Source organism: Streptomyces rishiriensis, from assembly GCF_030815485.1.
Lineage (GTDB): Bacteria > Actinomycetota > Actinomycetes > Streptomycetales > Streptomycetaceae > Streptomyces > Streptomyces rishiriensis_A.
On record NZ_JAUSWV010000002.1, the window covers coordinates 7,065,167 to 7,091,637 of the forward strand.

23 protein-coding genes are annotated in these 26,471 nt (G+C 71.9%); 11 read left to right on the forward strand and 12 right to left on the reverse strand.

Going from position 1 to position 26,471, the window contains the following annotated elements:
• Positions 1 to 9: 9 nt before the first annotated feature.
• Complete coding sequence (locus QF030_RS33765; RefSeq protein WP_307166345.1) at positions 10 to 1,293, reverse strand: ABC transporter substrate-binding protein; 1,284 nt, start codon at positions 1,291 to 1,293, stop codon at positions 10 to 12.
• Positions 1,294 to 1,837: 544 nt separating this feature from the next.
• On the opposite strand from QF030_RS33765, the gene QF030_RS33770 reads away from it, so the two are divergent.
• From QF030_RS33770 to QF030_RS33805, 8 genes are all read left to right on the forward strand, one after another.
• Complete coding sequence (locus QF030_RS33770; RefSeq protein ID WP_307166346.1) at positions 1,838 to 2,875, forward strand: LacI family DNA-binding transcriptional regulator; 1,038 nt, start codon at positions 1,838 to 1,840, stop codon at positions 2,873 to 2,875.
• A gap of 226 nt (positions 2,876 to 3,101) precedes the next feature.
• Entirely contained in the window at positions 3,102 to 5,156 is a 2,055-nt protein-coding gene (locus tag QF030_RS33775) for an RICIN domain-containing protein (RefSeq protein ID WP_307166347.1), read from the forward strand.
• Between the two features lie 229 nt (positions 5,157 to 5,385).
• Positions 5,386 to 5,880 carry a MarR family winged helix-turn-helix transcriptional regulator gene (locus QF030_RS33780; RefSeq protein ID WP_307166348.1) on the forward strand — a complete coding sequence of 165 codons (495 nt, stop codon included), beginning with the start codon at positions 5,386 to 5,388 and terminating at the stop codon, positions 5,878 to 5,880.
• A gap of 156 nt (positions 5,881 to 6,036) precedes the next feature.
• A complete protein-coding gene (locus QF030_RS33785) occupies positions 6,037 to 6,645 on the forward strand; it encodes a DsbA family protein (RefSeq protein WP_307166349.1) in 609 nt (202 codons plus the stop codon).
• Positions 6,646 to 6,689: 44 nt separating this feature from the next.
• Positions 6,690 to 7,496: an MBL fold metallo-hydrolase gene (locus QF030_RS33790; protein ID WP_307166350.1), complete on the forward strand. Its 807-nt coding sequence runs from the start codon at positions 6,690 to 6,692 to the stop codon at positions 7,494 to 7,496.
• Positions 7,497 to 7,498: 2 nt separating this feature from the next.
• A complete protein-coding gene (locus QF030_RS33795) occupies positions 7,499 to 7,909 on the forward strand; it encodes a nuclear transport factor 2 family protein (RefSeq protein WP_307166351.1) in 411 nt (136 codons plus the stop codon).
• A gap of 309 nt (positions 7,910 to 8,218) precedes the next feature.
• The gene (locus QF030_RS33800; protein ID WP_307166352.1) at positions 8,219 to 10,273 is read left to right on the forward strand and encodes a phosphocholine-specific phospholipase C; all 2,055 of its coding nucleotides are present in this window, start codon (positions 8,219 to 8,221) and stop codon (positions 10,271 to 10,273) included.
• A gap of 91 nt (positions 10,274 to 10,364) precedes the next feature.
• Positions 10,365 to 11,183 (forward strand): phospholipid scramblase-related protein, encoded by an 819-nt coding sequence (locus QF030_RS33805; RefSeq protein ID WP_307166353.1) that lies wholly within the window; start codon positions 10,365 to 10,367, stop codon positions 11,181 to 11,183.
• Between the two features lie 53 nt (positions 11,184 to 11,236).
• Here the strand turns inward: QF030_RS33805 and QF030_RS33810 are convergent, their stop codons facing one another.
• Both QF030_RS33810 and QF030_RS33815 read right to left on the reverse strand, forming a co-directional pair.
• Positions 11,237 to 12,184, reverse strand: coding sequence for a hypothetical protein (locus QF030_RS33810; RefSeq protein WP_307166354.1), 948 nt, complete (start codon positions 12,182 to 12,184; stop codon positions 11,237 to 11,239).
• A complete protein-coding gene (locus QF030_RS33815; protein WP_307166355.1) occupies positions 12,181 to 12,978 on the reverse strand; it encodes a phosphatase PAP2 family protein in 798 nt (265 codons plus the stop codon). The genes QF030_RS33810 and QF030_RS33815 overlap by 4 nt, the downstream gene beginning before the upstream one ends.
• Positions 12,979 to 13,199: 221 nt before the next feature.
• Here QF030_RS33815 and QF030_RS33820 point away from each other — a divergent pair, with 221 nt between their 5' ends.
• Positions 13,200 to 13,814 carry a TetR/AcrR family transcriptional regulator gene (locus QF030_RS33820; RefSeq protein WP_307166356.1) on the forward strand — a complete coding sequence of 205 codons (615 nt, stop codon included), beginning with the start codon at positions 13,200 to 13,202 and terminating at the stop codon, positions 13,812 to 13,814.
• Between the two features lie 189 nt (positions 13,815 to 14,003).
• On the opposite strand, the gene QF030_RS33825 is transcribed toward QF030_RS33820, so the two are convergent.
• Positions 14,004 to 15,035, reverse strand: a complete 1,032-nt coding sequence (locus tag QF030_RS33825) for a DUF2510 domain-containing protein (RefSeq protein WP_307166357.1) — start codon at positions 15,033 to 15,035, stop codon at positions 14,004 to 14,006.
• Positions 15,036 to 15,322: 287 nt separating this feature from the next.
• Here QF030_RS33825 and QF030_RS33830 point away from each other — a divergent pair, with 287 nt between their 5' ends.
• Positions 15,323 to 18,037 carry an ATP-binding protein gene (locus QF030_RS33830; protein ID WP_307166358.1) on the forward strand — a complete coding sequence of 905 codons (2,715 nt, stop codon included), beginning with the start codon at positions 15,323 to 15,325 and terminating at the stop codon, positions 18,035 to 18,037.
• Between the two features lie 113 nt (positions 18,038 to 18,150).
• On the opposite strand, the gene pcaDC is transcribed toward QF030_RS33830, so the two are convergent.
• The 7 genes from pcaDC to QF030_RS33865 are packed head-to-tail and all read right to left on the reverse strand — an operon-like array spanning position 18,151 to position 24,643.
• The gene (gene pcaDC / locus QF030_RS33835) at positions 18,151 to 19,275 is read right to left on the reverse strand and encodes a bifunctional 3-oxoadipate enol-lactonase/4-carboxymuconolactone decarboxylase PcaDC (protein WP_307166359.1); all 1,125 of its coding nucleotides are present in this window, start codon (positions 19,273 to 19,275) and stop codon (positions 18,151 to 18,153) included.
• Positions 19,272 to 20,603 carry a 3-carboxy-cis,cis-muconate cycloisomerase gene (pcaB, locus tag QF030_RS33840; protein ID WP_307166360.1) on the reverse strand — a complete coding sequence of 444 codons (1,332 nt, stop codon included), beginning with the start codon at positions 20,601 to 20,603 and terminating at the stop codon, positions 19,272 to 19,274. The genes pcaDC and pcaB overlap by 4 nt, the downstream gene beginning before the upstream one ends.
• Positions 20,600 to 21,205, reverse strand: coding sequence for a protocatechuate 3,4-dioxygenase subunit alpha (pcaG, locus tag QF030_RS33845; protein WP_307166361.1), 606 nt, complete (start codon positions 21,203 to 21,205; stop codon positions 20,600 to 20,602). The genes pcaB and pcaG overlap by 4 nt, the downstream gene beginning before the upstream one ends.
• 6 nt (positions 21,206 to 21,211) lie before the next feature.
• Entirely contained in the window at positions 21,212 to 21,985 is a 774-nt protein-coding gene (gene pcaH / locus QF030_RS33850) for a protocatechuate 3,4-dioxygenase subunit beta (protein WP_307166362.1), read from the reverse strand.
• Between the two features lie 17 nt (positions 21,986 to 22,002).
• Positions 22,003 to 23,217, reverse strand: coding sequence for a thiolase family protein (locus tag QF030_RS33855; RefSeq protein ID WP_307166363.1), 1,215 nt, complete (start codon positions 23,215 to 23,217; stop codon positions 22,003 to 22,005).
• A complete protein-coding gene (locus QF030_RS33860) occupies positions 23,214 to 23,861 on the reverse strand; it encodes a CoA transferase subunit B (RefSeq protein ID WP_307166364.1) in 648 nt (215 codons plus the stop codon). The genes QF030_RS33855 and QF030_RS33860 overlap by 4 nt, the downstream gene beginning before the upstream one ends.
• Positions 23,861 to 24,643 carry a CoA transferase subunit A gene (locus QF030_RS33865; RefSeq protein WP_307166365.1) on the reverse strand — a complete coding sequence of 261 codons (783 nt, stop codon included), beginning with the start codon at positions 24,641 to 24,643 and terminating at the stop codon, positions 23,861 to 23,863. The genes QF030_RS33860 and QF030_RS33865 overlap by 1 nt, the downstream gene beginning before the upstream one ends.
• 214 nt (positions 24,644 to 24,857) lie before the next feature.
• Between QF030_RS33865 and QF030_RS33870 the strand changes: the two genes are divergently transcribed.
• On the forward strand, positions 24,858 to 25,322 hold the full coding sequence (locus tag QF030_RS33870) for a MarR family winged helix-turn-helix transcriptional regulator (protein ID WP_307166366.1): 465 nt from the start codon (positions 24,858 to 24,860) through the stop codon (positions 25,320 to 25,322).
• Between the two features lie 160 nt (positions 25,323 to 25,482).
• On the opposite strand, the gene QF030_RS33875 is transcribed toward QF030_RS33870, so the two are convergent.
• On the reverse strand, positions 25,483 to 26,457 hold the full coding sequence (locus QF030_RS33875) for a DUF3048 domain-containing protein (RefSeq protein ID WP_307166367.1): 975 nt from the start codon (positions 26,455 to 26,457) through the stop codon (positions 25,483 to 25,485).
• Positions 26,458 to 26,471: the final 14 nt, after the last annotated feature.

Genomic DNA, 26,471 nt, shown 5'->3' on the forward strand with positions numbered 1-26,471 from the left:
GAGTCGGTGTCAGCCGGACGCGAAGATCGTCTTCTTCTGGCGCTCGATCGAGGAGAGCAGGCCGTCGATCCCCTTGGGGTCGCGGACGAACTTCTGGAGCGCGGGCTGCATCACCGTGGAGGTGAAGTCCGGGCGGCTGTCACGGTCCATGAACTGCGTGAGGTGCTTCGCGCCGCTGATCATCGCGTACGCCTTCTTCTGGAGGGCGCTGTACGCGGAGGTGTCAGCCTTCGAGGAGGCGGCGATGAGGCTCGGGTCGGCCTTCAGGTAGGTCTCCTCGGCCTGCGGGGTGCCGAGGAATTCGAGCAGCTTGACGGAACCGGCGTGGTTTCTGGGCTTCTTGCTGAGCATGATGCCGTCGGTCGGCGCCTCGACGGTGTCCTGTCCGTACGCCGGGTCGATCTCCGGGAAGGCGAAGAAGTCCAGGTCGTCCAGGTCCGCCTTGTCCGTGAACTGCTGGGCCACGAACATGCCGAGCATGTACATGCCGGCCTTCTTCGCCACCAGCGTCTGGGCGGCGTCCTGCCAGGTACGGCCGACCGCGCCCTCCTGATGGTAGGGGAGGGTCTCGGCCCAGGTGTCGAAGACCTTGCGGACCTTCGCGTCGGTCCACGAGGCCTTGCCCGCCATCAGCTCGACATGGAAGTCGTAGCCGTTGAGACGGAAGTTGATCTGGTCGAAGGAGCCCATCGCCGGCCAGGCGTCCTTGTCGCCGTACGCGATCGGGACGAGGCCGTCCTTCTTCATCCGCCTGCACAGGGCGACGTACGCGTCCCACGTGGTGGGGACCTCGTAACCGTGCTTCTCAAAGACGCTCTTGCGGTAGAAGACCGCCCACGGCGACGTCGTCAGCGGCACCAGGTAGTACTTGCCGTCCTGGCCCTTGCTCAGATCGTGCATCGCCGGCGGGAAGTTGCCGCCGATCGTCTTCCAGACGTCGTCGATCGGGGTGGCCAGACCCTTTTCCGCGAAGAACTGCATCCGGTAGCCGGCGAACCACTGGAACACGTCGTCCGGCGTTCCCTGCAGGTAGGAGTTGATCTGTTCCTGGAAGGTGTTGTGGTCCTTGGTGTTGAGGGTGACCTCGATCCCCGATTGCTTCGTGAAGGCCGCGTAGACGTCGCCGTACGCCTTCTTCGGTACGGCGTCGGAGGCGTTGGAGCCGACGGTGACGGTCTTGGTGTCCGACGAGGCGGAGTTGCCGGCGCAGGCACTCAGGAGAGGGATGCCGGCGCCCAGTACCGCGGCTCCGCCGAGTCCGCGGAGCACGGTGCGGCGGGTGGTTCCAGGCATGGACTGACCGGGGAAGAAACGGTGCATTTCGGCTCCTACTGGGCTGGCGGTGCCCAGATGTGGCACGTCAGCCGGACGGGGGTGTGGCGAGGAGTGGGTTGTCGAGGGACCACCTGAGGGTCAGTCGAGAACCAGAATCCAACACGACCAAACAAACACGATCGTCGGACGCCAGGAAGCGTGAACGCTCCGTGGACTCGCTGTCAAGACTTTCCGTCCGGGAATCCACGATGCGCCCGGTTCGGCCGGAAGCCTCGATCACCGCGGACGGATGGGGCTGACATAGCCGGCCACCGGATCACCCCGATCCTGCTGAACGGCGCTTGAGCTGCAGAAACGCCTGCCTGGCGGGTTTCCTGGGAAGCCTGCGACGCCCCGCTCCGTCAGGCCGTGGGTCCCAGCGTCGGTGGCGCCGGAGACAAGCGGCTTTGTGTGAACTCTTGACGCGCGCTCGGCGGATGCGTACACATTGACCGCGCGGTCAGACCGCGCGGTCAGGTGACTGACCCGTTCGATGAAGAACACACGGCCATGAGGAGCCTCCATGACAGCAGGGCTGGAGCGCAGTGCGAGCTCCTCCGCGCCGCGCAGTGAGGACGTGGCCAGGCTGGCCGGCGTCTCCCGCAAGACCGTCTCCCGGGTCCTCAACAACGAGCCGTACGTCTCCGACGAGTCCCGCCGACGTGTCCTCGCGGCTGCCGAGGAACTCGGCTACCGGCTGAACCACGCGGCCAGATCACTGGCCTCCGGCCGTACCCGGTCGATCGGTGTGGTTGCCCTGGGCACCGCCGGATATGGAACCGCCTCCCTGCTCGTGGGCATCGAACAGGCCGTACGGGACGCCGGTTACGCGCTGCGCGTGGTCAACACCCCGGACGGCGACCCGCAAAGCATCGCCGGCGCGCTGGAATCACTTCTGGAGCAGGGCGTGGACGGCATCGTCGTCTCGGTACCCATCGTCGAGGGCGAAGTCCCGCTCGGCGTCGACGTGCCGGTCCTCTTCATAGGTGCGCCGCCCGCCTTCACCGCCGCCCGGACACTGACCGTCGGCGTGGGCGCCCATCAGCTGGCCCGCGCGGTCACCGAACACCTGCTGGACCTGGGACACGCGACCGTCCATCACCTCGCCGGTCCTCGCCGGTGGTACGCCACCAAGGACCGCATCGAGGGGTGGCGGGCGGCGCTGGCGGCCCGGGGCGCGCATGAACCGCCCGTGCTGAACGGCGACTGGTCGGCGGCCTCCGGGTACGCCGCGGGCCTCGGGCTGGCCTCGGACCGCTCGGTGACCGCCGTGTTCGCCGCGGGCGACGAGATGGCCATCGGACTGATCCACGGCCTGCGGGAGAGCGGGCGCCGCGTGCCGGAAGACGTCAGTGTCGTCGGTTTCGACGGCAACCCCGTCTTCGCCTACGTCTCCCCGCCCCTGACCACGGTCCGTCAGCCCTTCGAGGCGGCGGCGAGCGAAGGAATCCGGCTTCTCCTCCACGCCATGGAGAGGCCTGACACCGAACTGCCGCCGGTGAACGAGCCACCCGTCGAACTGATCGTCCGCGGTTCCACCGCGCCTCCGTCCTCCCTCTGACCCACCCCGCCCCGCCCCGTCCCACTGCTCCGGCGCACCCACCCGCCGGGGCACTCCACCTTCACCGTTCCGCGCCTGTCGCGTCCCGCCCCCTCCGCGCTCGCGAGCCGCGCCCGGCAGTGTCGCCCGGCTGTTCCCCCGGGCCACGCCCAACGAACTCCGCCGCGTCACTCCGAGCCGTTCCGCGCCGGCGGACACCGAAACACACCTTCCCCTGGGAGTCGCAATGTCCCCTGCGCAGACAGGCGCCAGACCCGGCGCCGCTCCGCGTTCCCGTCCCGTCCCCTTCCTGTCCCTGGCGTTCATCCTGCTCGTCGCGGCCATGGCCATGGTCATGCCCGCCGGCCGGGCGGACGCCCTGGCCCGTCCCTCGCAGACGATGTACACCCCGCCGTCGGGTGCGCCCTCGCCCGGGTCGCTCTACCCGAGGGCGGTGCGGATGCAGCACAACGGCTCCGCCAACGGCACCCTCCTCGCGACCTTCGAGCAGTACACCTCCGGCACGCCGGTCCTGCCGATCTACCGCAGCACGGACAACGGCAATTCCTGGTCGAAGATCTCCGAGGTCGCCGACACCCAGAACGGCTGGGGCATGCGCTGGGAGCCCGAGCTGTTCGAGCTGCCCACGGCGGTGGGCGGCTTCCCGGCCGGCACCATCCTGGCCGCCGGCGCCTCGGTCCCCTCCGACCGCTCGGCCATCAAGATCGATGTCTACGCCAGCACCGACCGCGGACAGACCTGGACCTTCGTCAGCAACATCGCCACCGGAGGCCCGGCGTTCGACACGAACGGCAACACCCCCGTATGGGAGCCGTTCTTCCTCTACGCCAACGGCAAGCTGATCGTCTACTACTCCGACCAGCGCGACCCCGGCCACGGCCAGAAGGTCGTGCACCAGGTGACCACGGACCTCCGCACCTGGGGCCCGGTCGTGGACGACGTGGCGATGCCCACCTACAGCCAGCGCCCGGGTATGCCCACCGTCGCGAAACTGCCCAACGGCACCTACGTCATGACGTACGAGTACGGCGGCTCCCCCTCGGGCAACTTCGCCGTCTACTACAAGATCTCCGCCGATCCGGAGGCCTTCGACTCCGTCACGGGCATCCCCCTGCGGTCGACGGACGGCGTGGTCCCCACCAGCACCCCGTACATCACGTGGCTGCCCACCGGCGGTCCGAACGGCACGCTCGTCGTCGGCGCCTACAGCACCAGCGACCTGTTCCTCAACACCCAGAACGGCGCCGCGAACACCTGGACGCGCATCAGCTCCGGCGTCGCCGGTGGCTACAGCCGCGGCATGGTGCCCCTGCCCGACGGCCACAGCCTGCTCGTGCTCAGTGGCGGCAGCGGAGGCAGCAACCTCTCCAACCCCGTCACCTACAGCACCATCGACCTGGGCGGCGGCATCTCGGACGGCGCCACCTACACCGTGTCGAACGCGGGCGGCAACCTCATGCTGAGCATCGCGGGCGGCTCCACCGCCAACGGCGCCGACGCCACCCAGCAGAACGCCGACAACGCCACCGACCAGCAGTGGCGCTTCGTGCAGCAGACCTCCGGCTACTTCAAGATCCTCAACGTCGCCAGCGGCAAGGTCCTCGGCGTGGAGAACCAGTCCACCGCCGACGGAGCCAGGATCCTCCAGTGGGACGACAACGGCACCCTGGACCACGAGTGGGCCGTCGCCCCGAGCCCGGCCGGCGGCTACCACCTCATCAACCGTGTGACCGGCAAGTACCTGGAGATCCCGAACGCCTCCACCCCCACCGGCACCGTCGCCGATCAGTGGAGCGCCACCGGTTGCGCCTGCCAGCGCTGGAACGTCACCCAGACCGCTCCACCGCCGCTGGGCACCGGGCAGTACGTCCTCGTCAACAAGAACAGCGGGAAGTACCTGGACATCCCGCAGGGCTCGACCGCCACCGGTACGGCCACCCAGCAGTGGCAGAACTCGGCCTGTTTCTGCCAGCTGTTCACCTTCCGGTCCGCCGGCGGCGGAGCCTGGACCATCAGGAACGTCAACAGCAACCTGAACCTGGACATCCGTAACGGCTCCACCACCGCCGGAGCCGCCGTCGTCCAGAACACGGCGTCCACCGCGAACTCGCAGAAGTGGACCCTCACCGACGCGGGCAACGGGTTCTACGAACTCAAGAACGTGGGCAGCGGCTTCAACGCCGCCGTCGCCCAGTCCTCCACCAGCGACGGCGCAGCGGTCGTGCAGTGGAACGACCTGAACATCGACGACCAGTTCTGGAGGATCGTCCGCATCAACTGAACGACTTGACGAAGGGCCTCCTGCCGGCGCGGGACCGCGAGGCGAACCGGGCGTCAGGAGGCCCCGGCGGCGTTCCCCGGCACGCCCGCTCTCCGCATCCGGCAGGAGGGCCTTCCGCGTTGCGCGGAAGCACTTCGCCAGGAGCATGCTCACCGGAGCCATCAAGGGTGAGGCGACACGTCCGTGATCGGTACGGTGGTGCCGGGACGACGGAAGGGGCGGCGCGGCCATGGGTGAGGAACCGGAGATCAGGACGGCGAAGGAGGCCGCCGACCATGAGCTCATCCTCGCCTTCGGGCGACTGCAGGGGGCGGCGAACCGGCTGGAGTACCTCCTCGGCCGGGCCCTCGAGGTGGAGTGCGGCATCAGCCACCTGGTCTTCGAGGTGCTGCTGATCCTCGGGCGGGCGAGCGAGCCCGGGTTGTCCATGCGGGCCATCGCCCAGGAGCAGGTCCTGACCACCGGCGGCGCCACCCGGCTGGTGGACCGCATGGAGACGGCCGGTCTGGTGACGCGCGCGGAGTCACCCGACGACCGGCGCGGGAAGCTGGTGCGGCTGACCCCGCTGGGCGAGGAGACGGCCGTACGCGCTGCGCTGGTCCACCTGGAGAACATCAAGCGGTACTTCGTGGAGCCCCTCCCCGCAGGGGACCGCGAGCGGTTCGCGCAGGATCTGCGCATCCTCAGCCACACGGCCCGGGATGTCCTGCCTCGGCTTCCCTGACCGACCTGCGCCAGGGCGGCGGGGCGGTCTCACGGACAGGGGCCACGCCCGTGTGGCACGGATCACACGAGCCGAGAAATATCTGACGAGTCAGCTACTGTTTGGTCAGGTGAATCGCTCGCAGTCGGCGGGCGCCCCTCTCTGCCGAGGTCTTCGATGAAGCTCGTCTACGTCTTCGACGCCTATTGCGGCTGGTCGCACGGATTCACCGCGACCCTGCGCGAGATCACCTCGCGCCACCCGGAGCTGCCGGTCGAGGTCGTCTCCGGCGGTCTGTTCACCGGGCCGGGTCGGGTGCCGATCCGGGAGTTCGGTCACGTCCAGGGCGCCAACGCCGCGATCGCCGAGCTGACCGGTGCCGAGTTCGGCCAGGCGTACGAGGAGTTGATCGCCGACGGTTCGTTCGTGATGGACTCCGAGGCCGCCGCCCGTGGCGTCGCAGCCGTGCGCCAGGCGGCCCCCGACCGCGCGGTGGAGCTGGCCGCGGCCTTGCAGCGCGCCTTCTACGTCGACGGCCTGAGCCTGTCGGAGACGGCCACGTACCGGACGGTCGCCCGGGCGGCCGGGCTCGACGCGGATGCCGTCGTCGCCGCCTTCGAAGCGCCCGAGGCGCAGACTGCCGCCCACGCCGACTTCCGCCGCGCGGCCCGGTTCGGGGTCACCGGGTTCCCCACTCTGCCGGCCGTCGACGGCGACTCCGTCACCCCGCTCGCCCACGGCCACGCCACCGCCGACGAGGTCGACGAACGCCTCGCCGCGCACTGAGCCACCCCGTCCCGACCCGTCCCTCGCGAAATGGAGCGTCTGGCATGAACACCCTCGACTTCAAGGTCCTCGACCTGGACTTCCCGGCCGGAAGCAAGAACAAGACCGCCACCCTCGTCACCGGTGAGAACGAGGCGCTGCTGGTCGACGCCGGCTTCACCCGCGCCGACGGCCACCGCCTGGCCGCCGAGATCCTCGACTCCGGCAGGAAGCTCACCACCGTCTTCGTCTCCCACGGCGACCCGGACTTCTACTTCGGCGCCGAGGTCCTCGCGGACGCGTTCCCCGAGGCGAAGTTCGTCGCCACCCCGATCGTCGTCGAGCACATCCGGCACTCCTACGAGGGCAAGCTCAAGGCCTGGGCGGCGCTCGGACCGAACCTCCCCACCCGCCTCGTCGAGCTGGAGCCGCTGACCGGCGATCTCACCCTGGAGGGCCACCGCTTCGAGCTGAGGGGCGGCTCCGAGGAGCTGTCCGACCGGCACTACCTCTGGCAGCCCGAGTCCCGCGCCGTGCTCGGCGGTGTCCTGCTCTTCCAGCAGGAGCACGTCTGGGTGGCCGACACCGCCACCCCCGAGTCCCGCGCCGCCTGGATCAAGCTGCTGGACGAGATGGCCGCCCTCGACCCGCAGCTCGTCGTCCCCGGCCACCGCCTGCCCGGGACCGCCGCAGACGCCTCCGCCATCAGGGCCACCCGCGACTATCTCGTCGCCTTCGAGGAGGAGCTCGGCAAGGCGGCCGACGGCGCCGCGCTGACCGAGGCGCTCGTCCGGCGCCATCCGGACAACGGCATGCTGATCGCCGCGCAGATCGGTGCGAAGGTCGCCAAGGGTGAGATGAAGTGGGGCTGACCATGAGCGAGTTCGTCACTTCCACGGCCCCCGCCGACGTCGTCCGCCGCCAGTACCTGGCCTCCTGCGCAGGCGACCTGGAGGCCCTGCGCGCCACTCTCGCACCCGACGTGGAGTGGACCGAGATGGCCGGCTTCCCCCTCGCCGGCACCTACCGCACCCCCGACGGCGTCACGTCGAACGTGATGGAGAGGCTCGGCCAGGACTGGGAGGGCTGGACCGCCCATGACGACACCTACGTCGTCGAGGGCGAGAACGTCGTCGTCCTCGCCCGCTACACCGCGGCCAACAAGGCCACCGGCAAGCCGGTCGACGTCCGCGTCGCCCACCACTTCGTCGTCCGCGGCGGACTCATCGTGCGCTTCGAACAGTTCGTCGACACGGCGCTGGTGCGCGAGGCCATGACCGCCTGACGGGTGGCGTGCCGGCACAAGGCGGGGGGGGCCGGCCGCGGGCCGAGGAGCACGCCGGTGCCGCCCGACCACCGGATGACGTGCGCGGTCCCGTACGACCCCGCGCAGGCTCCGAAGTGCCGGGCGGAGCCTGCGTGGCGGAACGGCTAGGGGACTTCCTGGCCCGTCGCACACCGCTCGTACCGGCGACCTTCACTCCGGCGTCATCAGGCCCTTCCCTGACGTTCGGTGGTCTTGGAACACTCCTTGCGCGCGCGTTGCGTCACGAACCGGCAGGCGCAGCGCTTCCGCACGAGAGGTGCCTCACCCATGCCCGAAGCCAACCGCCGCCGATTCCTCCAACTCGCGGGCGCCACCACGGCGTTCACCGCTCTTTCCGGCAGCATCGAACGTGCCGCCGCGCTGCCCGCGAACCATCGCACGGGGTCGATCGAGGACGTCGAGCACATCGTCGTCCTGATGCAGGAGAACCGCTCCTTCGACCACTACTTCGGCACGCTGCGCGGCGTCAGAGGCTTCGGCGACCCGCGCCCGGTCACGCTCCCGAACGGCAAGTCGGTCTGGCACCAGGCGGACGGCGCGGGCAAGGACGTCCTCCCGTTCCGTCCCGACGCCGACGACCTGGGGCTCGCCTTCCTCCAGGACCTCCCGCACGGCTGGAACGACGGTCACGCCGCCTTCGACGGCGGCAGGTACGACAAGTGGGTGCCCGCCAAGAGCGCCACGACGATGGCGTACCTGAACCGCGAGGACATCCCCTTCCACTACGCGCTCGCCGACACCTTTACCGTCTGCGACGCCTACCACTGCTCCTTCATCGGCTCCACCGACCCCAACCGCTACTACCTGTGGACCGGGCACACCGGCAACGACGGCAAGGGCGGCGGCCCGGTCCTCGGCAACGAGGAGGCCGGCTACGGCTGGACGACGTACCCCGAACGCCTCGAGCGGGCCGGGGTCTCCTGGAAGATCTACCAGGACGTCGGCGACGGCCTGGACGCGAAGGGCAGCTGGGGCTGGATCCAGGACGCCTACCGCGGCAACTACGGCGACAACTCGCTGCTCTACTTCAGGCAGTACCAGAACGCCGCGCCCGGCGACGCGCTGTACGACAAGGCGCGCACCGGTACCGACGCCCGCACGGGCGAGGGGTACTTCGAGCAGCTGAAGGCGGACGTCAAGGGCGGCAAGCTGCCCCAGATCTCCTGGATCGTCGCCCCCGAGGCCTTCACCGAGCACCCCAACTGGCCCGCGAACTACGGCGCCTGGTACGTCGCCCAGGTCCTCGACGCGCTGACCTCGGACCCGCAGGTGTGGGCCAGGACGGCCCTGTTCGTCACCTACGACGAGAACGACGGCTTCTTCGACCACCTGGTCCCGCCGTTCCCGCCGGCCTCCGCCGCGCAGGGCCGCTCGACGGTCGACGTGGGCCTCGATGTCTTCCCGGGCGACAGCAGCCGCACCGCCGGCCCCTACGGCCTCGGACAGCGGGTGCCCATGCTCGTCGTCTCCCCCTGGAGCAAGGGCGGTTACGTCTGCTCCGAGACCCTCGACCACACCTCGGTCATCCGGTTCATGGAGCGCCGTTTCGGCGTCCACGAGCCGAACATCTCGCCGTGGCGGCGCGCGGTGTGCGGCGATCTGACCTCCGCGTTCGACTTCTCCCGCCCGGACACCCGGCCGGTCGTCCTGCCGGACACCGACGGCTACGAGCCGCCGGACAGGAACCGCCACCCCGACTATGTGCCCACCCCGCCGGCCGTCCCCGTCCTGCCGAAGCAGGAGCGCGGCTCACGGCCCACCCGCCCGCTCGGGTACGCGCCCGCCGTGCACGGTTCGGTGGACCCGGCCTCGGGGGCTCTCACTCTCACCTTCACCTCCGGGGCCAAGGCGGGCGCCGCCTTCCTGGTCACCTCCGGCAACCGCGCCGACGGGCCCTGGAGTTACACCACCGGGGCCGGCGAGACCGTCTCCGACACCTGGAACTCCGCGTACCCGGGCGGCTCGTACGACCTGACCGTGCACGGCCCGAACGGATTCCTGCGCGCCTTCAAGGGGGCGGGGAAGGCGGCCGGCGCCGAGGTGAGCGCCCGGCACGTCGGCGAGGGGATCGAGCTGACCTTCAGCCACCGGGGTCACGGCACGGTGCAACTGCGGGTGACCGACGGCTACGGCGGCCGTCCCACGACCGTCGGGCTGCGGCCCGGCCAGTCGCTCAGGCGCACCCTGGACCTGCGGGCGAGCCGCCGGTGGTACGACCTCACCGTCACGTCCGGCACCGACCCGGCGTTCCTCAGGCGGTTCGCCGGACACGTCGAGAACGGCCGCCCCGGCGTGAGCGACCCGGCGATCGTCACGCAGTGACCGGCCCGGGCCGCCGCCGCGGCGAACGCGCGGCCGGTACCGCATCGTAGGAGCTGGTCGGGTTCCGGCGGGCTCGGGGTAATGTGCCCCGGTGACCACGCATTCGAACACACCTTCAGGCTGGTACCCGGACCCGCACGGGGCGGCCCAGACCTTGCGTTACTGGGACGGCGCCCAGTGGACCGAGCACACGCACGCGGACGGCAAGGGCCAGGCCGCGCCGCAGGTGCCGCACCAGACGGGGCCGGACGAGCGCGTCCAGCGCCAGGTGCAGCAGCAGGCCGGGGTCGCGGCGGGCGGCCCCGGCGGCGGCACGCTCTTCAGCGAGCCGGTGCTGGTGGTGAACCAGAAGGCCAAGCTGATCGAGCTGACCAACGAGTACAGGGTCATGGACCAGCAGGGCGGTCAGCTCGGCTCGGTCGTCCAGGTCGGCCAGAGCGCGCTGCGCAAGATCCTGCGCTTCGTCGTCAGCATCGACCAGTACCTGACGCACAAGCTGGAGATCCGCGACGCCCACGGGCAGCCGGTGCTGCTGCTGACGCGTCCGGCGAAGTTCCTCAAGTCCCGGGTGGTCGTGACGCGCCCCGACGGGCAGCCGGTCGGTGAGATCGTCCAGCAGAACGTCTTCGGGAAGATCAACTTCGCCATCAACGCGGACGGCCGGCAGGTCGGCGCGATCAAGGCGGAGAACTGGCGGGCCTGGAACTTCGCGATCGTCGACCACGCCGACAACGAGGTCGCCCGGATCACCAAGACCTGGGAAGGCCTCGCCAAGACGATGTTCACCACGGCGGACAACTACGTCCTCCAGATCCACTACCAGCTGCCCGAGCCGCTGCTGAGCCTGGTCGTCGCCACGGCACTCACGGTGGACACCGCGCTCAAGCAGGACTCGCGCGGTCTGGGCTGACACCCGCCGCGGGCAGGTGACGCCCCACGGGGTGTCACCTGCCCGCACCGGGCCTAGAGCGAGGTGAGGTGCTCCGGCCCGGTCGTCGGCCGGGGCAGCAACGCCGGTTCGGCCGACGCCGTCTCCGGCCTCAGCGCCAGCACCGCCGCCACCGGATGGTCCTCGTCCTCGACGGCACCGGGTTCCGGCGCGGCCCGGGACAGCAGCACCACACCCCAGCCCGCGGTCCCCGCTCCCGCCAGCGCCAGGAGCACCCCCGCCGCCCCGCCCTGCAGGCGTTCGCCCAGGAGCGCGAGGCCGATCGCCGCGGCGGCCACCGGGTTCGCCAGGGTCACCATCGCCAGCGGCGCGCCGAGACCCCCGCGGTAGGCGGTCTGCGACAGCAGCAGCCCGGCCGTCGCGAAGGCCGCGACCAGCAGCGCCACGCCGACCACCTGCACGCTGAGCAGGGATCCCGAACGGTCCGTCGCGGCCACCGTCACGGTCTGGGTGAGCGCCGAGGCGACCCCCGAGGCGAAGCCGGACGCGGTCGCGTGCCGCAGTCCCGGCTTGGCGCCGCGCCGGGCCAGCAGCCCGATGAGCGCCGCGGTCGCCCCCGCCACCGCCACCGCTTCCGGCACGCTCAGGACGTCCTCCGGAGCCGGGCCCGACGCGGTGACCAGGATCGCGGCCAGGCCGGCCAGGGTGAAGGCGGTGCCCCGCCACTCGGCGGCACTGACCCTGCGCCCCGCGACCCGCGCGCCCATCGGCACCGCCGCGACCAGAGTGAGTGCGCCGAGCGGCTGCACGACGGTGAGCGGGCCGTACTTGAGGGCGACCACGTGCAGCAGCGCGGCCGCGGCGTTCAGTCCGACCGAACACCACCAGGAGCCGTTGCCGAGCAGGCGCAGCAGGCCCGTACCGGGGTGCCGGGAGGCCAGCCGTTCCTGGGCGACGGCGGCGGCCGCGTAGGCGACGGCCGAGAAGAGGGACAGGACGACGGCGACCAGGGTGGCGTTCATCGGCCCGCTCCCACGAGGACCGGCCCCTCGGCCGGGACCAGGGCGCGCGGACCGGGCGCCGCCGACGTGGCCGTGCGCCGGGGGATGTGGACCAGGGTGAGCGCGAGGGCGAGCAGCGCGCCCGCCACGATCGCGTCGAGCCAGTAGTGGTTCGCCGTGCCCACGATCACCAGCAGGGTCAGCAGGGGATGGAGCAGCCACAGCCACCGCCACCGCGACCGGGTGGCGACGACGAGGCCGATCGCGACCATCAGGGCCCAGGCGAAGTGCAGCGAGGGCATCGCCGCGAACTGGTTCGACAGATGGTCGGTCTGCGGCGGCCCGTACACGGAAGGCCCGTACACGCGCGCAGTGTCGACGAGTCCGGTCGCCGCCAGCATCCGCGGCGGGGCGAGCGGAACGAGGAGGTGGAGCACCAGGGCGGCGCCGGTGACCGCGGCCAGCACCCGGCGGGCCCACACGTAGTGGGCCGGGCGCCGCAGGTAGAGCCAGACCAGGAACGCCAGGGTGGCGGGGAAGTGCACGGTCGCGTAGTAGGTGTTCGCGACCTCGACCAGGGTGTCACCGTGCAGCAGCAGGGCCTGGACGGAGCCTTCCCCGGGCAGCCGGAGCAGGCGCTCGACGTGCCACACGTCGTGTGCGTTGCGAAGAGCCTCGCCGGTGTGGCCGGCGGCCAGCTGCCGGCCGAGCTTGTAGACGAGGAAGAGCCCTGCGACCAGCAGCAGCTCTCGGACTATGGGCGGCCGCGCCGGCGTGACCGGCTCCGCTTCCCCAGGCTCGGTGCGGGCATTCATCCCCCGGCCCCTTCACTGACGGTGGTGCGTGTGGGTGGTGCTGCCGTGCTCGTGACTCGTGCATGCACCATCGATACGATGCCGTACCGATACGTCAGTGTACCGATACGCGCGCGTACCGGTACACTGACGTATCGATTGATGTGCGCCACACTGGACAGAGGCTCTCGCGCGGGCCTCGAGGCACGCCGGAGAGACGGTAGAGAGGCGAGGGACGGCAGATGATGTCGCAGGCAGCGGACGGATCCGAGTCGGTCGCCGCCACGAGCCGCTCCAAGCTCACGCCCGAGCGTGAGCAGGAGTTCTTCGACGCCGTCCTCGACCAGGTCCGTGAATGCGGGTACGAAGCCGTCACCATGGAGGGCATCGCCGCCAGCACCCGGTGCAGCAAGTCCACGCTCTACCGGCAGTGGAAGACCAAGCCCCAGTTCGTCGTCGCCGCCCTGCGCTCCCGCCGTCAGGCCCGGCTCACCGGCATCGACACCGGCTCGCTCGCCGAGGACCTGCGCGAGGCCGCGCGTGCCACCGGCCGCTGGTCCACGAACGACACCAAGCTGTTGCAGGCCCTCGGCCACGCCGTCACCGGTGACCAGGACCTCGCGCTGGCGCTGCGGGAGGCGATCGTCACTCCGGAGATCGAGGCGCTGCGGGACATCCTGCGGCGCGGGGTGGAACGCGGCGAGATCGCCTGCGACCACCCGGCGCTGGAGTACATCCCGGCGCAGATGTTCGGCGTGATCCGCGCGCGTCCCGTCGTCGACGGGGAGTACGCCGACGAGGAGTACCTGGTCCGCTTCGTGGAGGCCGCCGTGCTGCCGGCGCTCGGCCTCACGTAGCGGACACCCGCAGATCAGCCCATGACTCAGGCCGCCGTCCACGGGATGACTGGACGGTGACCTGTCTCGCGCCGCACCGTGGGGACGGGGGCGGCGCGCACCACCCGGCCGGGTGGGGCCCCTTGAGCGGAGGGCGCCCCACCCGGCCGACCGTGTTGCGGGCCACGGGTGCGGCCCACGGGGTCGGACTCAGACGTCCTGGCCGCTGCCGCCGCCCGTCGACACCTTGATGCCCGAGGTGATCGTGTCGATGACCGACACGCTCTGATCGGCGTCGACCCCGAAGCGGAGAACCACCAGCCGCTCGGGGTCCGCGGGCGCCGGGAAGGCCAGCGACTCGACGTAGCCGTCCGCGCCCTTGCTCGTGACTGCCTTCCAGCGCACCAGGTAGCCCTTCTGTCCGGCCACCGTCACCGCCTTGGAGGCGAGCACCTGGTGAGAGGTGATCGCGCCGTACGTCGTGCCTCCGTAGGACTCCTCGGCGTTGGCCGAGATGTCCGCCTTGGCGACGGCCTCGGCGGTCTCGCCCTTGGTCTCCAGCACCTCGACGGGCGCCGAGTACACGCCCCCCTTCGTGCAGGTCTTGGAGGTGTCGCCGGGGCACTTGTAGGAGGAGTCGGAGGTCAGCTGCGCGCCGACGCTCAGCTCCTGACCGGTCCAGCCCTTCGGGATGGGGATGCTGATCCCGTTGAGCGCGTCGGTCACCGCACCGCTCTTGATCTTCGGCGCCTCCGACTCCTCCGGCGAGGGAGAGGCCCCGCCCGAACCCCCGGAGCCGCCCGAACCCCCGGAGTCGCCGAAGGGCCCGCCCTGCCCGCCGCCGTCCTGGCCGCCCGTGCCGCCCGGCCCGCCCTGGCCGCCCGGTCCCTGGGCCGTGCCGCTGCCGCCGCCCGAGCCGTCGTCCTTGGCCAGCGACCACACGCCGACCCCGATGCCGGCGAGGACCGCCACGGCCGCGGCGACGGCTGTGCCCGTCCGCAGCCCGCGCCGCCGGCCCGGGCCCGTCGGCGTCGCCGGGTAGCCCTGATACCCCGGATAACCGGGATACGCCGGGTACGACCCGTCCGCCGGGGTCTGCGCCGGCGGACCCCATACGGCGGCCGAGCCCGCGGCGCGGGTCTGATCCGTCCATGCCTTGCCGTCCCACCAGCGTTCGGTGGCGGGACCGTCACTTGTCTGCCCCGGATCGGGATACCACCCGGGAGGAGTCACCTGCGTCATGCCCCCACCGTATGAGGCGTCGGTGAAAGCCGGATGAGAGGGAGGGCACTCCGTGGAAATACCTTCCGGGGGCCCCGCCGCCCGGCTGGCGCGAATTCGACGTCAATTCGGTGCCCGTCACTCGCCGTTGACGTCAGGTGACCACTTCCGCAGGCCCGCCGGGGCGGCCCGGACCGTCCCGTGTCACCCGTGAAGGCGGGACCTGCCCGGACCGCCCTCCGCGCGAGCCGCCGGAAGGCTACGCTCGACGTCGGTACGTCGTTCGGGCGACTTGGGGAGGTAGCGGGATGACGAAGGTCAGGCCGGCGGCGGCCGCCTCGGCTTCCCTGTGGGAGCGCGAGCGGGAGGTCGCCGCCATCGCCGAAGCGGTGGAGACGCTCTGCGCAGACCGTTCCTCGTCGGGTCACCTGCTGGTGCTCCGGGGCGAGGCCGGATTCGGCAAGACCGCGTTGTTGGCCGAGACACGCCGTATCGCCGAGAGCCGCGGCTGCGCGGTCTGGTCGGCCCGCGGCGGCGAGACACTGAGGTCCGTCCCCTTCAACGTGGTACGGCAGTTGCTTCAGCCCGCCCTGCTGTCCCTGCACCCCGAGGAGGCCCGCGAGTACCTCGGCGACTGGTACGACATCGCCGGTCCCGCCCTCGGCATATTGGAACCCGGCGAGGGCCACGCCGACCCGCAGGGCGTGTGCGACGGCCTCGTCGCCGCCGTGACCCGGCTGGCCCGGCGCGACTACCCGCTCGTCCTGCTGATCGACGACGCGCACTGGGCCGACCAGGAGACCCTGCGCTGGCTCGTCGCGTTCGTCGAACGCCTCGACGAACTCTCCGTCCTCGTCGTCGTGGCCCGCAGGCCCGGTGAGGTCAAGGGCGACGCGGCCCGCCACCTCGACGCCATCGGCCTGGCCGCGGGCCGCGCCGTCACCAGCCTCAGCGCCCTGACCCCGCCCGCGGTCGCCGGTCTCACCCGGGCCACCCTGGGCCCGCACGCCGACGCCGCGTTCTGCCGCGAGGTCTGGGCCGTCACCGACGGCAACCCCTACGAGACCGTCGAACTCCTCGCCAAGGTCCGCGACAGCGAACTGGAGGCGAGCGAGTCCTCGGCGGGCGAACTGCGCGCCCTGAACCGCGCCGCCCGCGGCGGCGGCCTCGTCGACCGCCTGGAGAAACTCGGCGTCGACGCCACCAAGTTCGCCATGGCAGCCGCGATCCTCGGCGCCGACATCTCCGTCGACCAGGCCGCCCTGCTCGCCGGGCTCGGCCGCGACGACGCGGCGCGCTGCGCCGAGCTGCTGCGCAACGCCCGCATCCTGACCGGGTCCGTCCCCGGGGCCGTCCCGGCCGGCGACGGCGATCTGGAGTTCGTCCACCCGCTGATCGCCTCCGCCGTCTACGACTCCATCCCGGGAGGCCTGCGCACCGCGATGCACGGCATCGCCGCCCAGGTCGTCACCGACGCCGGCAAGGGCCTCGCGGCCGCCTCCCGGCACCTGCTCCAGGTACACGCGGAAGGGGACGAGGAACTCGTCGAGCAACTGCGCGAGGCGGCCCGCGAACACCTCGCCGTCGGCGCCCCCGACGCGGCCCGCCGCTGTCTCGAACGGGCCCTGAGCGAACCGCCCGCCCCCGAGGTCCACGCGCACGTGCTCTACGAACTGGGCTGCGCCACCCTCCTCACCGCCCCCGCCAGGACCATCGAGCACCTGCGCACCGCACTCGGCATGCCGGGCCTCGACGGCCCCGAACGGGTCGACGCCGTCTACCGCCTCTCCCAGGCCCTCCTGCACAACGACCAGCTGGAGGAGGCCGTCCGCACGGTCGAGGCGGAGGCCGCCCGGCACGCCCCCGGACCCGCGCGGCTGCGGCTCCAGGCCGTGCAGTTCATGTGGGAGGGCGTACACGCCGGGGAGGCGACCACACCGCGCCGCTCCGAGCGACTCGCCGAGCTCGCCGCGACCTGTACCGGCCGGGACAACGCCGAGCGCGCCCTGCTCATCCTGCGCGGCTTCGACGCCATGACCCACGGCGAGAACGCCGAGGAGGTCGCCGAGTTCTGCGACCGCGCCCTCGTCAACGGCGGTCTCGCCCCCGGACTCGGCTGGACCGACCAGGAGTGGGGCATCGAACTGCTGATGATGCTGGCCAGCTCCTACGCCTACACCGACCGGCTCGACCGCGCCGACGCCCTCTTCAACGAGGCCCTGCGCGCCTACACGTCCGCCGGCTGGAGCGGCGGCCATCTCGCCCTGGCCCATGCCTACCTCGGACTGGGCCTGCGCCGCCGGGGACGTCTGAAGGAGGCGGAGGAGTCCCTCAGGGAATCCCTGCGGGTCGCCGAACGCGTCGGCCGCGGCCTGCCCCTGTACTGGTCGGCCACCTGCAACCTCATCGACACGCTGCTGGCCCGCGGTCATGTCGCCGAGGCCTGGGAGACCGCCGAACAGTACGGTTTCGCCCCGCCGTACCCGTCGACGATCGTGCTTCCCGACCCCCGATCGGTGCGCGGCCGGCTCCTGCTGGCCGTCGGGCGCACCAAGGACGGCATCAACGAGCTGGAGGCGGCCGAGAAGGCGGCCGCCGTCCGCGGCCACCTCAACCCGGTGATGGTCCCCTGGGCCGTCGAACTCGCCCGGGCGCTGGCCACCGAGGATCCGGCCCGGGCGAACCGGCTCGTCTCCGAGGCCCGCAGGCAGGCCGAACGCTTCGGCACCGACACCGCGATCGGCGAGGCGCTGCGCTGCGCCGCCGCCCTGGAGACCGGCCAGCGCGCGGTCCGGCTGGCCCAACAGGCGGTCACCTTCCTGGAGTCCTCGCCCTGCCAGTACGAACACGCCGCCGCCCGGGTCGAGTACGGTCTCCTCTCCCGCTCGGTGACCGAGCTCGGCCGGGGCCTGTCCCTGGCGCGCTCCTGCGGCGCGGACGGCCTGGTGGACCAGGCCCAGCAGGCGCTGCGCGGGATGGGCGCGCCGCAGGTCGGCCTGGTGCCCGGACAGACCCGGAGGTAGCCGCGGGAGGCCGCCGGTGGAGGTGACACCGGCGGCCTCCCGCGGCAGCACTCGCCGCCGGGCCGTGCACGGCCTCCGCGGTGCGCGCCTCAGCCCGTGGCCCCGCGTCCTCCTCAGCCGGTGCCGTCCTCCTCCGCCAGCACTCGCTGGGCCGTCGCGAACGCCGAGTTCGCCGCCGGAACCCCGCAGTACACGGCCGTCTGGAGCAGTACGGCCCCGATCTCCTGCGGGGTGAGCCCGTTGCGCCGGGCCGCCCGCACATGCATGGCCAGCTCGTCGTAGTGACCGTGCGCCACCAGCGCGGTCAGCGTGATCATGCTGCGCTCGCGGCGGCTCAGCGTCGGGTCGGTCCAGATCTCCCCCCAGGCGTAGCGGGAGATGAAGTCCTGGTAGCGGGCGGTGAAGGCGGTCTGCCGGGCCTGCGCCCGGTCCACGTGCGCGTCCCCGAGCACCTCCCGGCGCACCTCCATGCCCCGCTCGGCCACGCCGTCGAGATGGGCGCGCAGCACGGTCAGCACGGCCTCGGGGCACTCGGCGGGCGCGAGGTGCGAGGCGCCCGGGAGCTCGACCAGCGCGGCTCCCGGCACCGCGTCCGCGATCTCCCGCAGATGCGCCGGCGGCGTCGCCGGATCCTCCCGCCCGGCGATCAGCAGCGTCCGTACGGCGATCTCCGGCAGCCGCTCCCGCAGATCGAAAGCGGCCAGCGCGTCACAGCACGCCGCGTAGGCCTCCGGGTCGGCGGCGCGGTGGTCGGCGACCAGCCCGGGCACGGTGAACCCCGGCGTGAACCAACGCGAGTTCGCGCCCTCGGCGAGTCGCGCCAGCCCCTCGCGGCGCACCAGCGCGGCCCGCTCCTCCCACGGTCCGGGCCCGTTGAAGTGCGCCGACGAGCAGATGACCGCCAGTGCCGACACCCGCTCCGGGTGATGCAGCGCCAGCTGCAGACCGACCGCGCCGCCCAGGGACACGCCCGCGTACGCGAACCGCTCCAGGCCGAGCGAGTCGGCCAGCGCCAGCACCAGGCCGGCGAGGTCATCCACGGTGGCTCCGGGGCCGATCAGATCCGCCGCCGAGCCCCCGTGCCCCGGCAGGTCCCAGCGGATCACCCGGTGCGTCACGGACAGCTCCGGCGCGACCTTGTCCCACAGGGCGTACGAGGTGCCGAGGGAGGGGCCGAGCAGCAGCGGGGGAGCCGAAGCAGGGCCCTCGGCGCGGTGGTTCAGCAGCTTGTCGGTCAACGTCGCTCCAGCGCACGGTCGGTGAGGCTTCCGGCGGAGCCGGTGTAACGGGCGGGGTCGGTCAGGTCGTCGAGGTCGACGTCCTTCAAGTCTGGCTCCAGGGCGAGGAGTTCGCGCAAGGGACGGTCCTCGGTGTAGGTGCGCCGGGCGAGCTGGGTGAGCAGTTCCCTGGCCCGGGCGCGGCCGAGCACGGCCGACAGGGCGGCGGACAGCCGCTCGGAGACGATCAGCCCGTGGGTGAGGCCGAGGTGCGCGCGCATCGCGTCCGCGTGCACCCGCAGACCCTCGGTCAGCTCGGCCGCGTCCCGGGCGGCCCCGCCGGCCAGTCGGAGCAGATCCCTGAGCGGCTCCCACTCGGCGTGCCACGCCCCGGCCGGCCGCTCGTCCTCCGCCGCCAGGGACCCGTACAGCGTGGCCGCGAGCTGCGGGGCGCGCCGGGCGGCGGCCGCGATCAGCGTGGACCGCACCGGGTTGGCCTTGTGCGGCATGGCCGAGGAACCGCCGCCGCTGCCCTCCGCCACCTCCGCGATCTCGGTCCGGGAGAGGATCAGGACATCCGCCGCGATCTTCCCCAGCGCGCCCGCCGTGAGCGCCAGGCAGCCGGCCAGGTCGGCGATCGGCGTGCGCAGCGTGTGCCACGGCAACAGCGGTTCGCGCAGGCCGAGTTCACGGGCGAAGGCGGCGGGCAGAGCGGTCGCGTCGGTGGCGCCGTACGCCGTGAAGGCGGCCAGCGTCCCGGCCGCGCCGCCGAGTTGGGCGGGCAGCGAGTCGCGTACCGCCGTCACCCGGTCCCGTGCGTCCAGCGCCAGCGCCCGCCAGCCCGCCGCCTTCAGCCCGAAGGTCGTCGGCACGGCGTGCTGGGTGAGGGTACGCCCCGGCATCGGCGTGTCGCGGTGCTCGGCGGCCAGTCGGGCCAGCGCTCGCTGGACGCGGTCGAGGTCGGTCAGCACGAGGGCGAGGGTGCGCCACGCGACCAGCATCGTCGCCGTGTCCATGATGTCCTGGCTGGTCGCGCCCCGGTGCACGTACGGGCCGTACTCCTCACCGACCGCCCTCGTCAGATCCGCGACCAGCGGGATCACCGGGTTTCCGCCGCTCCGGGCACGCTCGGCGAGGGAGCGCACGTCGAACCCGCCGTCGTCGGCGGCCGAGGTGACCGCCGCTCCGGCGCCCTGCGGGGCCAGCCCCAGCGCCTCCTGGGCGCGGGTCAGCGCCGCCTCCGCGTCGACCAGCGCCCGCAGCCAGGCGCCGTCGCCGGTCGCGACGGCGGCGGGGGAGCCGGCCCACCCGGGGGCGAGCAGGCCGGCGTCGTGGTGAGCAGTTGTCACTGGAACTCCAGGAAGACCGTCTCGCCTTCGCCCTGAAGGCGGATGTCGAAACGGTAGGTCCCCAGCTCGCCCCGCGTGGCGATCAGCGTGTCGCGCCGCGCCGGGTCCACCCGCGTCAGCAGCGGGTCGGCGGTCAGCGCGGCCTCGTCGTCCGGCAGGTAGATCCGGGTGAACAGATGCACCAGCAGCCCGCGAGCGAACACACAGACACTCACGTACGGGGCGCTCCGCCCGCGCGCGCCGGGCCGCAGCGTCCGCGCCGACCAGTGGCCGTTGGCGTCCGTCTGGACACGGCCCCAGCCGGTGAACTCCACGCCGTTGCGGCCGAGGAAACCGCCGCTCGACGGATCCCGCCGCATCGAGCCGTCCACCTGCGGCAGATTGCCCTCGGGGTCCGCGCCCCACAGCTCCAGGAAGGCGTCCGGCAAGGGGTTGCCCTCCCCGTCGTACACATAGCCCTGGAGCGCGATCGTGTCCGGGTGGCCGAGGGGGGCGATGTCACCGCCGCCGGGGAACGGCAGGGCATGGCCGTAGAACGGGCCGACCGTGTGCGAGGGCGTGGGGAGCACGGTCTCGGGTCGGCTTGTGTCGATCTTCGTCATGGCAGCTCAGCGCCCTTCTTCGATCCAGGTGGCGTGCGGCCCGTCGAGCACGATGTCCCAGTGGTAGCCCATCGAGAACTCCGGCACCGACAGGCTGTGGTCGTACGTGGCGACCAGCCGCTGCCGGGCCGCGTCGTCCGTCACCGACTGGATGATCGGGTCGTAGGGGAACAACGGGTCGCTCGGGAAGTACATCTGCGTCACCAGCCGCTGCGTGAACGCCGAGCCGAAGAGCGAGAAGTGGATGTGGGCCGGCCGCCAGGCGTTGACGTGCTGACGCCACGGATAGGGGCCCGGCTGCACGGTGGTGAAACGGTAGAAACCGCTGTCGTCCGTGAGGGTACGGCCGACGCCCGTGAAGTTGGGATCCAGCGGGGCGTCGTGCTGCTCGCGCTGATGGGCGTAGCGGCCCGCCGAGTTGGCCTGCCAGATCTCCACCAGCTGACCGCGGACCGGACGCCCGTCGCGGTCCAGCAACCGGCCGGAAACCGTGATCCGCTCACCGATCGGCTCGCCGTTGTGCTGCCGGGTGAGGTCGTTGTCGATCTCGGTGATGTCCCGCTCGCCGAAAGCGGGGGAGACCAGCTCCACCAGCTCCGGGTCCTTGCTGACGTCGATGGCGACCGGCGGCTGTTTCGGGTGGCGCAGTACGGAGGAGCGGTACGGCGCGTAGTCGCGGCGCGGCTGGTGCTCGACGGGCGCGCCGTCGGCGAGCCGCTTCTCGTACGCGGCGTGCTCGGCCGCGATCTCCTGGTCGATGTCGGCTTGCGTGAGAGTCATGGGAGTTCCCGGGTTTCTTAACGTTCGAGGACGAGGGCGAGGCCCTGCCCCACGCCGATGCAGAGGGTGGCGACGCCGGTTCCGCCGCCCCGACGGGCGAGCTGGTGGGCGACCGTACCGGCCAGGCGGGCACCGGAGGCGCCGAGCGGATGACCGAGGGCGATCGCGCCGCCCCGCGGGTTGAGGACCGCCGGGTCGAACTCGGGCCACTCGGCCACGCAGCCGAGCACCTGGGCCGCGAAGGCCTCGTTCAGTTCGAGCACCGACAGGTCGGCGAAGCCCTTGCCCGCTTTGCGGAGCGCGCGGTTGACCGCCTCGACGGGGGCGAGTCCGAAGTACTGCGGGTCGATCGCGGACACCCCGGTGGATCCGACGCGGGCCAGCGGCTCACGTCCGGTCGCCCGCAACCCCTCCTCGTCCACCAGCAGCAGGGCCGCGGCGCCGTCGTTCAGCGGCGAGGCGTTGCCCGCCGTCACCGTCCCGTCCTCGGACCGGAACGACGGCCCGAGCTTCGCCATCGCCTCCAGCGAGGCGTCCGCCCGTACGCACTCGTCGGCGCCGAACACCACCGGGTCGCCCTTGCGGCGCGGGATCGACACGGGCGCGAGTTCGGCGTCGAACAGACCCGCCTCCTGGGCCGCGGCGGCCTTGCGGTGGCTGGCGAGAGCGAACTCGTCCTGCTGCTCGCGGCCGATCTTGTGCTTGTCGGCGATCAGTTCGGCCGACTCGCCCAGCGGGACCGTCCACTGCGGGTCCATGCGCGGATTGACCATCCGCCAGCCCAGCGTCGTGGAGTACAACTCGGTGTGGCCGGCGGGGAACGCCCGGTCCGACTTCGGCAGCACGTACGGCGCGCGGGTCATCGACTCCACACCGCCGGCGACGGCGACGGAGGCGTCGCCGACCGCGATCGCGCGGGCCGCCTGGATGACCGCCTCGAGCCCGGAGGCGCACAGCCGGTTGACGGTGACACCCGGCACGGAGGTGGGCAGGCCCGCGAGCAGCGCGCCCATACGGCCGACGTTGCGGTTCTCCTCGCCGGCCCCGTTGGCGTTGCCGAAGTACACGTCCTCGATGCGGGAGGGGTCCAACGCCGGTGTACGGGCGAGCAGTTCACGGATGACGTGCGCGGCGAGGTCGTCCGGGCGCACCGAGGCGAGCGCGCCGTTGTAGCGGCCGATCGGCGTACGCACCGCGTCGACGATGTAAACGGTTCTGGAACTGTTGCTCATGACTGGACCTCCTCGGCGAGACGGACCTCGGCGGCCGTCTTCGTCACGATCTCCTCGGTGGTGACACCCGGCGCGGTCTCCACCAGCACCAGACCCTTCTCGGTGACGTCCAGGACACCCAGGTCGGTGATGATCCGGTTCACGCAACCCTTCCCGGTCAGCGGCAGCGCGCAGTCCGTGAGGATCTTGGGGCTGCCGTCCTTGGCGGTGTGGGTCATGACGACGATGACCGTACGGGCGCCGTGCACCAGGTCCATCGCCCCTCCGATCCCGGTGATCAGCTTGCCGGGGATCGCCCAGTTCGCCAGGTCGCCGCGCTCGGACACCTGCATCGCGCCCAGCACGGCGACGTCGATGTGGCCGCCGCGGATCATGCCGAAGGACAGTGCCGAGTCGAAGAAGGACGCGCCCGGCAGGACCGTCACGGTCTCCTTGCCGGCGTTGATCAGGTCGGGGTCGACGGCGTCGTCGGCCGGGTAGGGGCCGGTGCCCAGGATGCCGTTCTCGCTCTCCAGCACCACCTCGACGTCCGCCGGGAGGTAGTTGGGGATGAGGGTCGGCAGGCCGATGCCGAGATTGACGTACTGGCCGTCCCGCAGCTCGCGCGCGGCGCGGGCGGCCATCTCCTCACGTGTCCAGGCCATCACGCGCTCACCGTTCCCTCTGCCACGGGCGCGGAGACCGTCCGCTGCTCGATCCTCTTGTCCGCCGCCTGCTCCGGGGTCAGCGCGATCACGCGCTGCACGAAGATGCCCGGCAGGTGGACCGCGTCCGGGTCGATCGCACCGGGTTCGACGAGCTCCTCGACCTCGGCGATCGTGATCCGTCCGGCCATCGCGGACAGCGGGTTGAAGTTGCGGGCGGACTTGTTGAACACCAGGTTGCCGTGCCGGTCCCCCTTCGCCGCCCTGACCAGCGCGAAGTCGGTACGGATACCGTGCTCCAGCACGTACTCGACGCCGTCGAACTGCCGGACCTCCTTCGGCGGCGAGGCCAGGGCGACACCGCCCTCGCCGTCGTAGCGCCACGGCAGTCCGCCCTCGGCCACCTGGGTGCCCACGCCCGCGGGGGTGTAGAAGGCGGGGATCCCGGCGCCGCCGGCCCGCAGCCGCTCGGCCAGCGTGCCCTGCGGGATCATCTCGACCTCCAGCTCGCCGGACAGGTACTGGCGGGCGAACTCCTTGTTCGCGCCGATGTAGGAACCGGTTACCCGGGCGATCCGCCCGGCGGCGAGCAGCACCGCGAGGCCGGACTCCATCGCGCCGCAGTTGTTGGAGACGACCGACAGTCCGGCGACGCCCCGCTCGTACAGAGCCTGGATGAGCACGTTCGGCACGCCGCTCAGCCCGAACCCACCCACCGCCAGAGACGCGCCGTCCGGCACGTCGGCCACCGCCTCCAGAGCCGTGGCGACCACCTTGTCCATCCGTGAAGCCCCATCTCTCGCACGGCGCCCCCGGTCATCAATTAATCAGGGCACTGATTATTTCTCCGAGGTTTCCCACACGCTGCCACCGCGAGATGGAGCCGTCAAGACCCCAGGCCAGTGGTCTGGCCGACCCCGCTCGCCAACGAGCCCAGGCCGACAACACGCGGTATCGTTCAGTGCACCGATGAATCTCCCACGCTGAGGAGCGCACATGGCCGCGGTGGATCTCACCAGCCACCCCGGGCACCTGGCCCGGCGGCTCCAGCAGGCGCACTACCTGCTGTGGAACACGATGGTCTCCGAGGAGATCACCTCGCCGCAGTTCGCGGTCCTCAACGCGCTCGTCGCCGAGCCGGGCCTCGATCAGCGGACGGTGGGGGAGCGGGTGGGGCTCGACCGCTCCACCATCGCCGAGGTGATCAGCAGGCTCATCCGCCGAGGCCTGCTCGACAAGGTCCGCGACCCGCAGGACGGTCGTCGCTTCCTGCTGGGGCTCACCGACGAAGGACTGCGTACCCACCGCAGGCTGACCGTGCGCACGGCCCGGATGAACCAGGTCTTCCTGTCACCGCTCTCGGCCGCGGAACAGACCCTGTTCCTCGAGCTCATCCAGCGCGTCTCGGACGCGGCGGAGGGCCTGCGCAACCCGGGAGAACCCTTGGCCGCGCCCTCCTGACCAGCGCCCCTGAGCGAAACGGGACAGCGCGCGCAGTGAGGTGCCTGGGCGAATCAGGGTGCCTGGGAATGAGGGTGGCTGGGCGGCGTGCGGGTGCCTGGGAATGAGGGTGCCTGGGCCGCATGCGGGTGCTTGGCGGCACACGGTGGCCCGGGCGGCGTCAGGGTGCCTGGGCGAACACCACCCAGACCTGGCCCTCGGCGAAGGCGACCGGGGTGCCGTCGGCGGTCGTGAAGTCCGTGCCGTCCGTGGCGGTCGCCCGCTCCCAGTTCACGTCGTGAACGCGTCCGTCGCGCAGCACCCGTGCCTTGCCCGAGCCCACCGTCTCGGTGTACGGCGTGTTGTTGCCGAGGAAGTCGTGGAAACCCGACGCCCGCATCTTCACGTACTGCACCACCACCGTGGCCGGGGCCACCTGCCGGCCGTCGGTCGTCACCGCCGGCGCTCCGTCCGTCGACACCAGCCAGCGGTCCCGGCTCGCCGACCAGGTGAACGTGAAGCGCGCCGCCGGGTAGCGCACGGTGAGCGAGGGCGTCGCCGTACCGCCGGCGGGCGCCGCGCCGTAGCGGAACCCGGTGGTCAGCGCGGCGGCGCCCGGCGCGGAGGGCAGCAGCCGCCCCGGGCGCACATAGAGGTTGTGCGGCGCGGCTTTGCCGGCGCCCCGGTAGTAGGCCTTGGCGCCGGCCGCGTCCTCGGGCGTGACGGCGTCCAGCGGCGCCCGGTCGATCAACGGCAGCAGCCTGCCCTGCGCCCCGGAGAACGCCAGCATCGGCCGCTCGAACTGGCGCAGCAGCTCCAGATCGGACTCCCGGGCGCTGCGCACCGGACCGACGGCCTTCGGCATCGTGGTCGCGTACAGGGCCATCAGCCGGCTCAGGCCGCCCTCGACCGGCTCGACGTAGACGACGTCCGCCGCATCGAGGCCGGTCTGCGGCCGGGCGGCGGGGGCGTTGTCGATCTTCACGGCGAGCAGCGAGCCGGCGACGGCGGTGGGGCTGGTGCTACCGCTCGGACGCGGCAGCTGCGACGCGCTCCGGCCGTCGTCGTTCTTCGACGGCTCACGGGTCGTCGTGCATCCCGCCGCGAGGGCGATCGCCAGCACGGCGCCCAGCAGCGCCGCGGCCACCGCGGTCACGGCCGGGGGCCCGG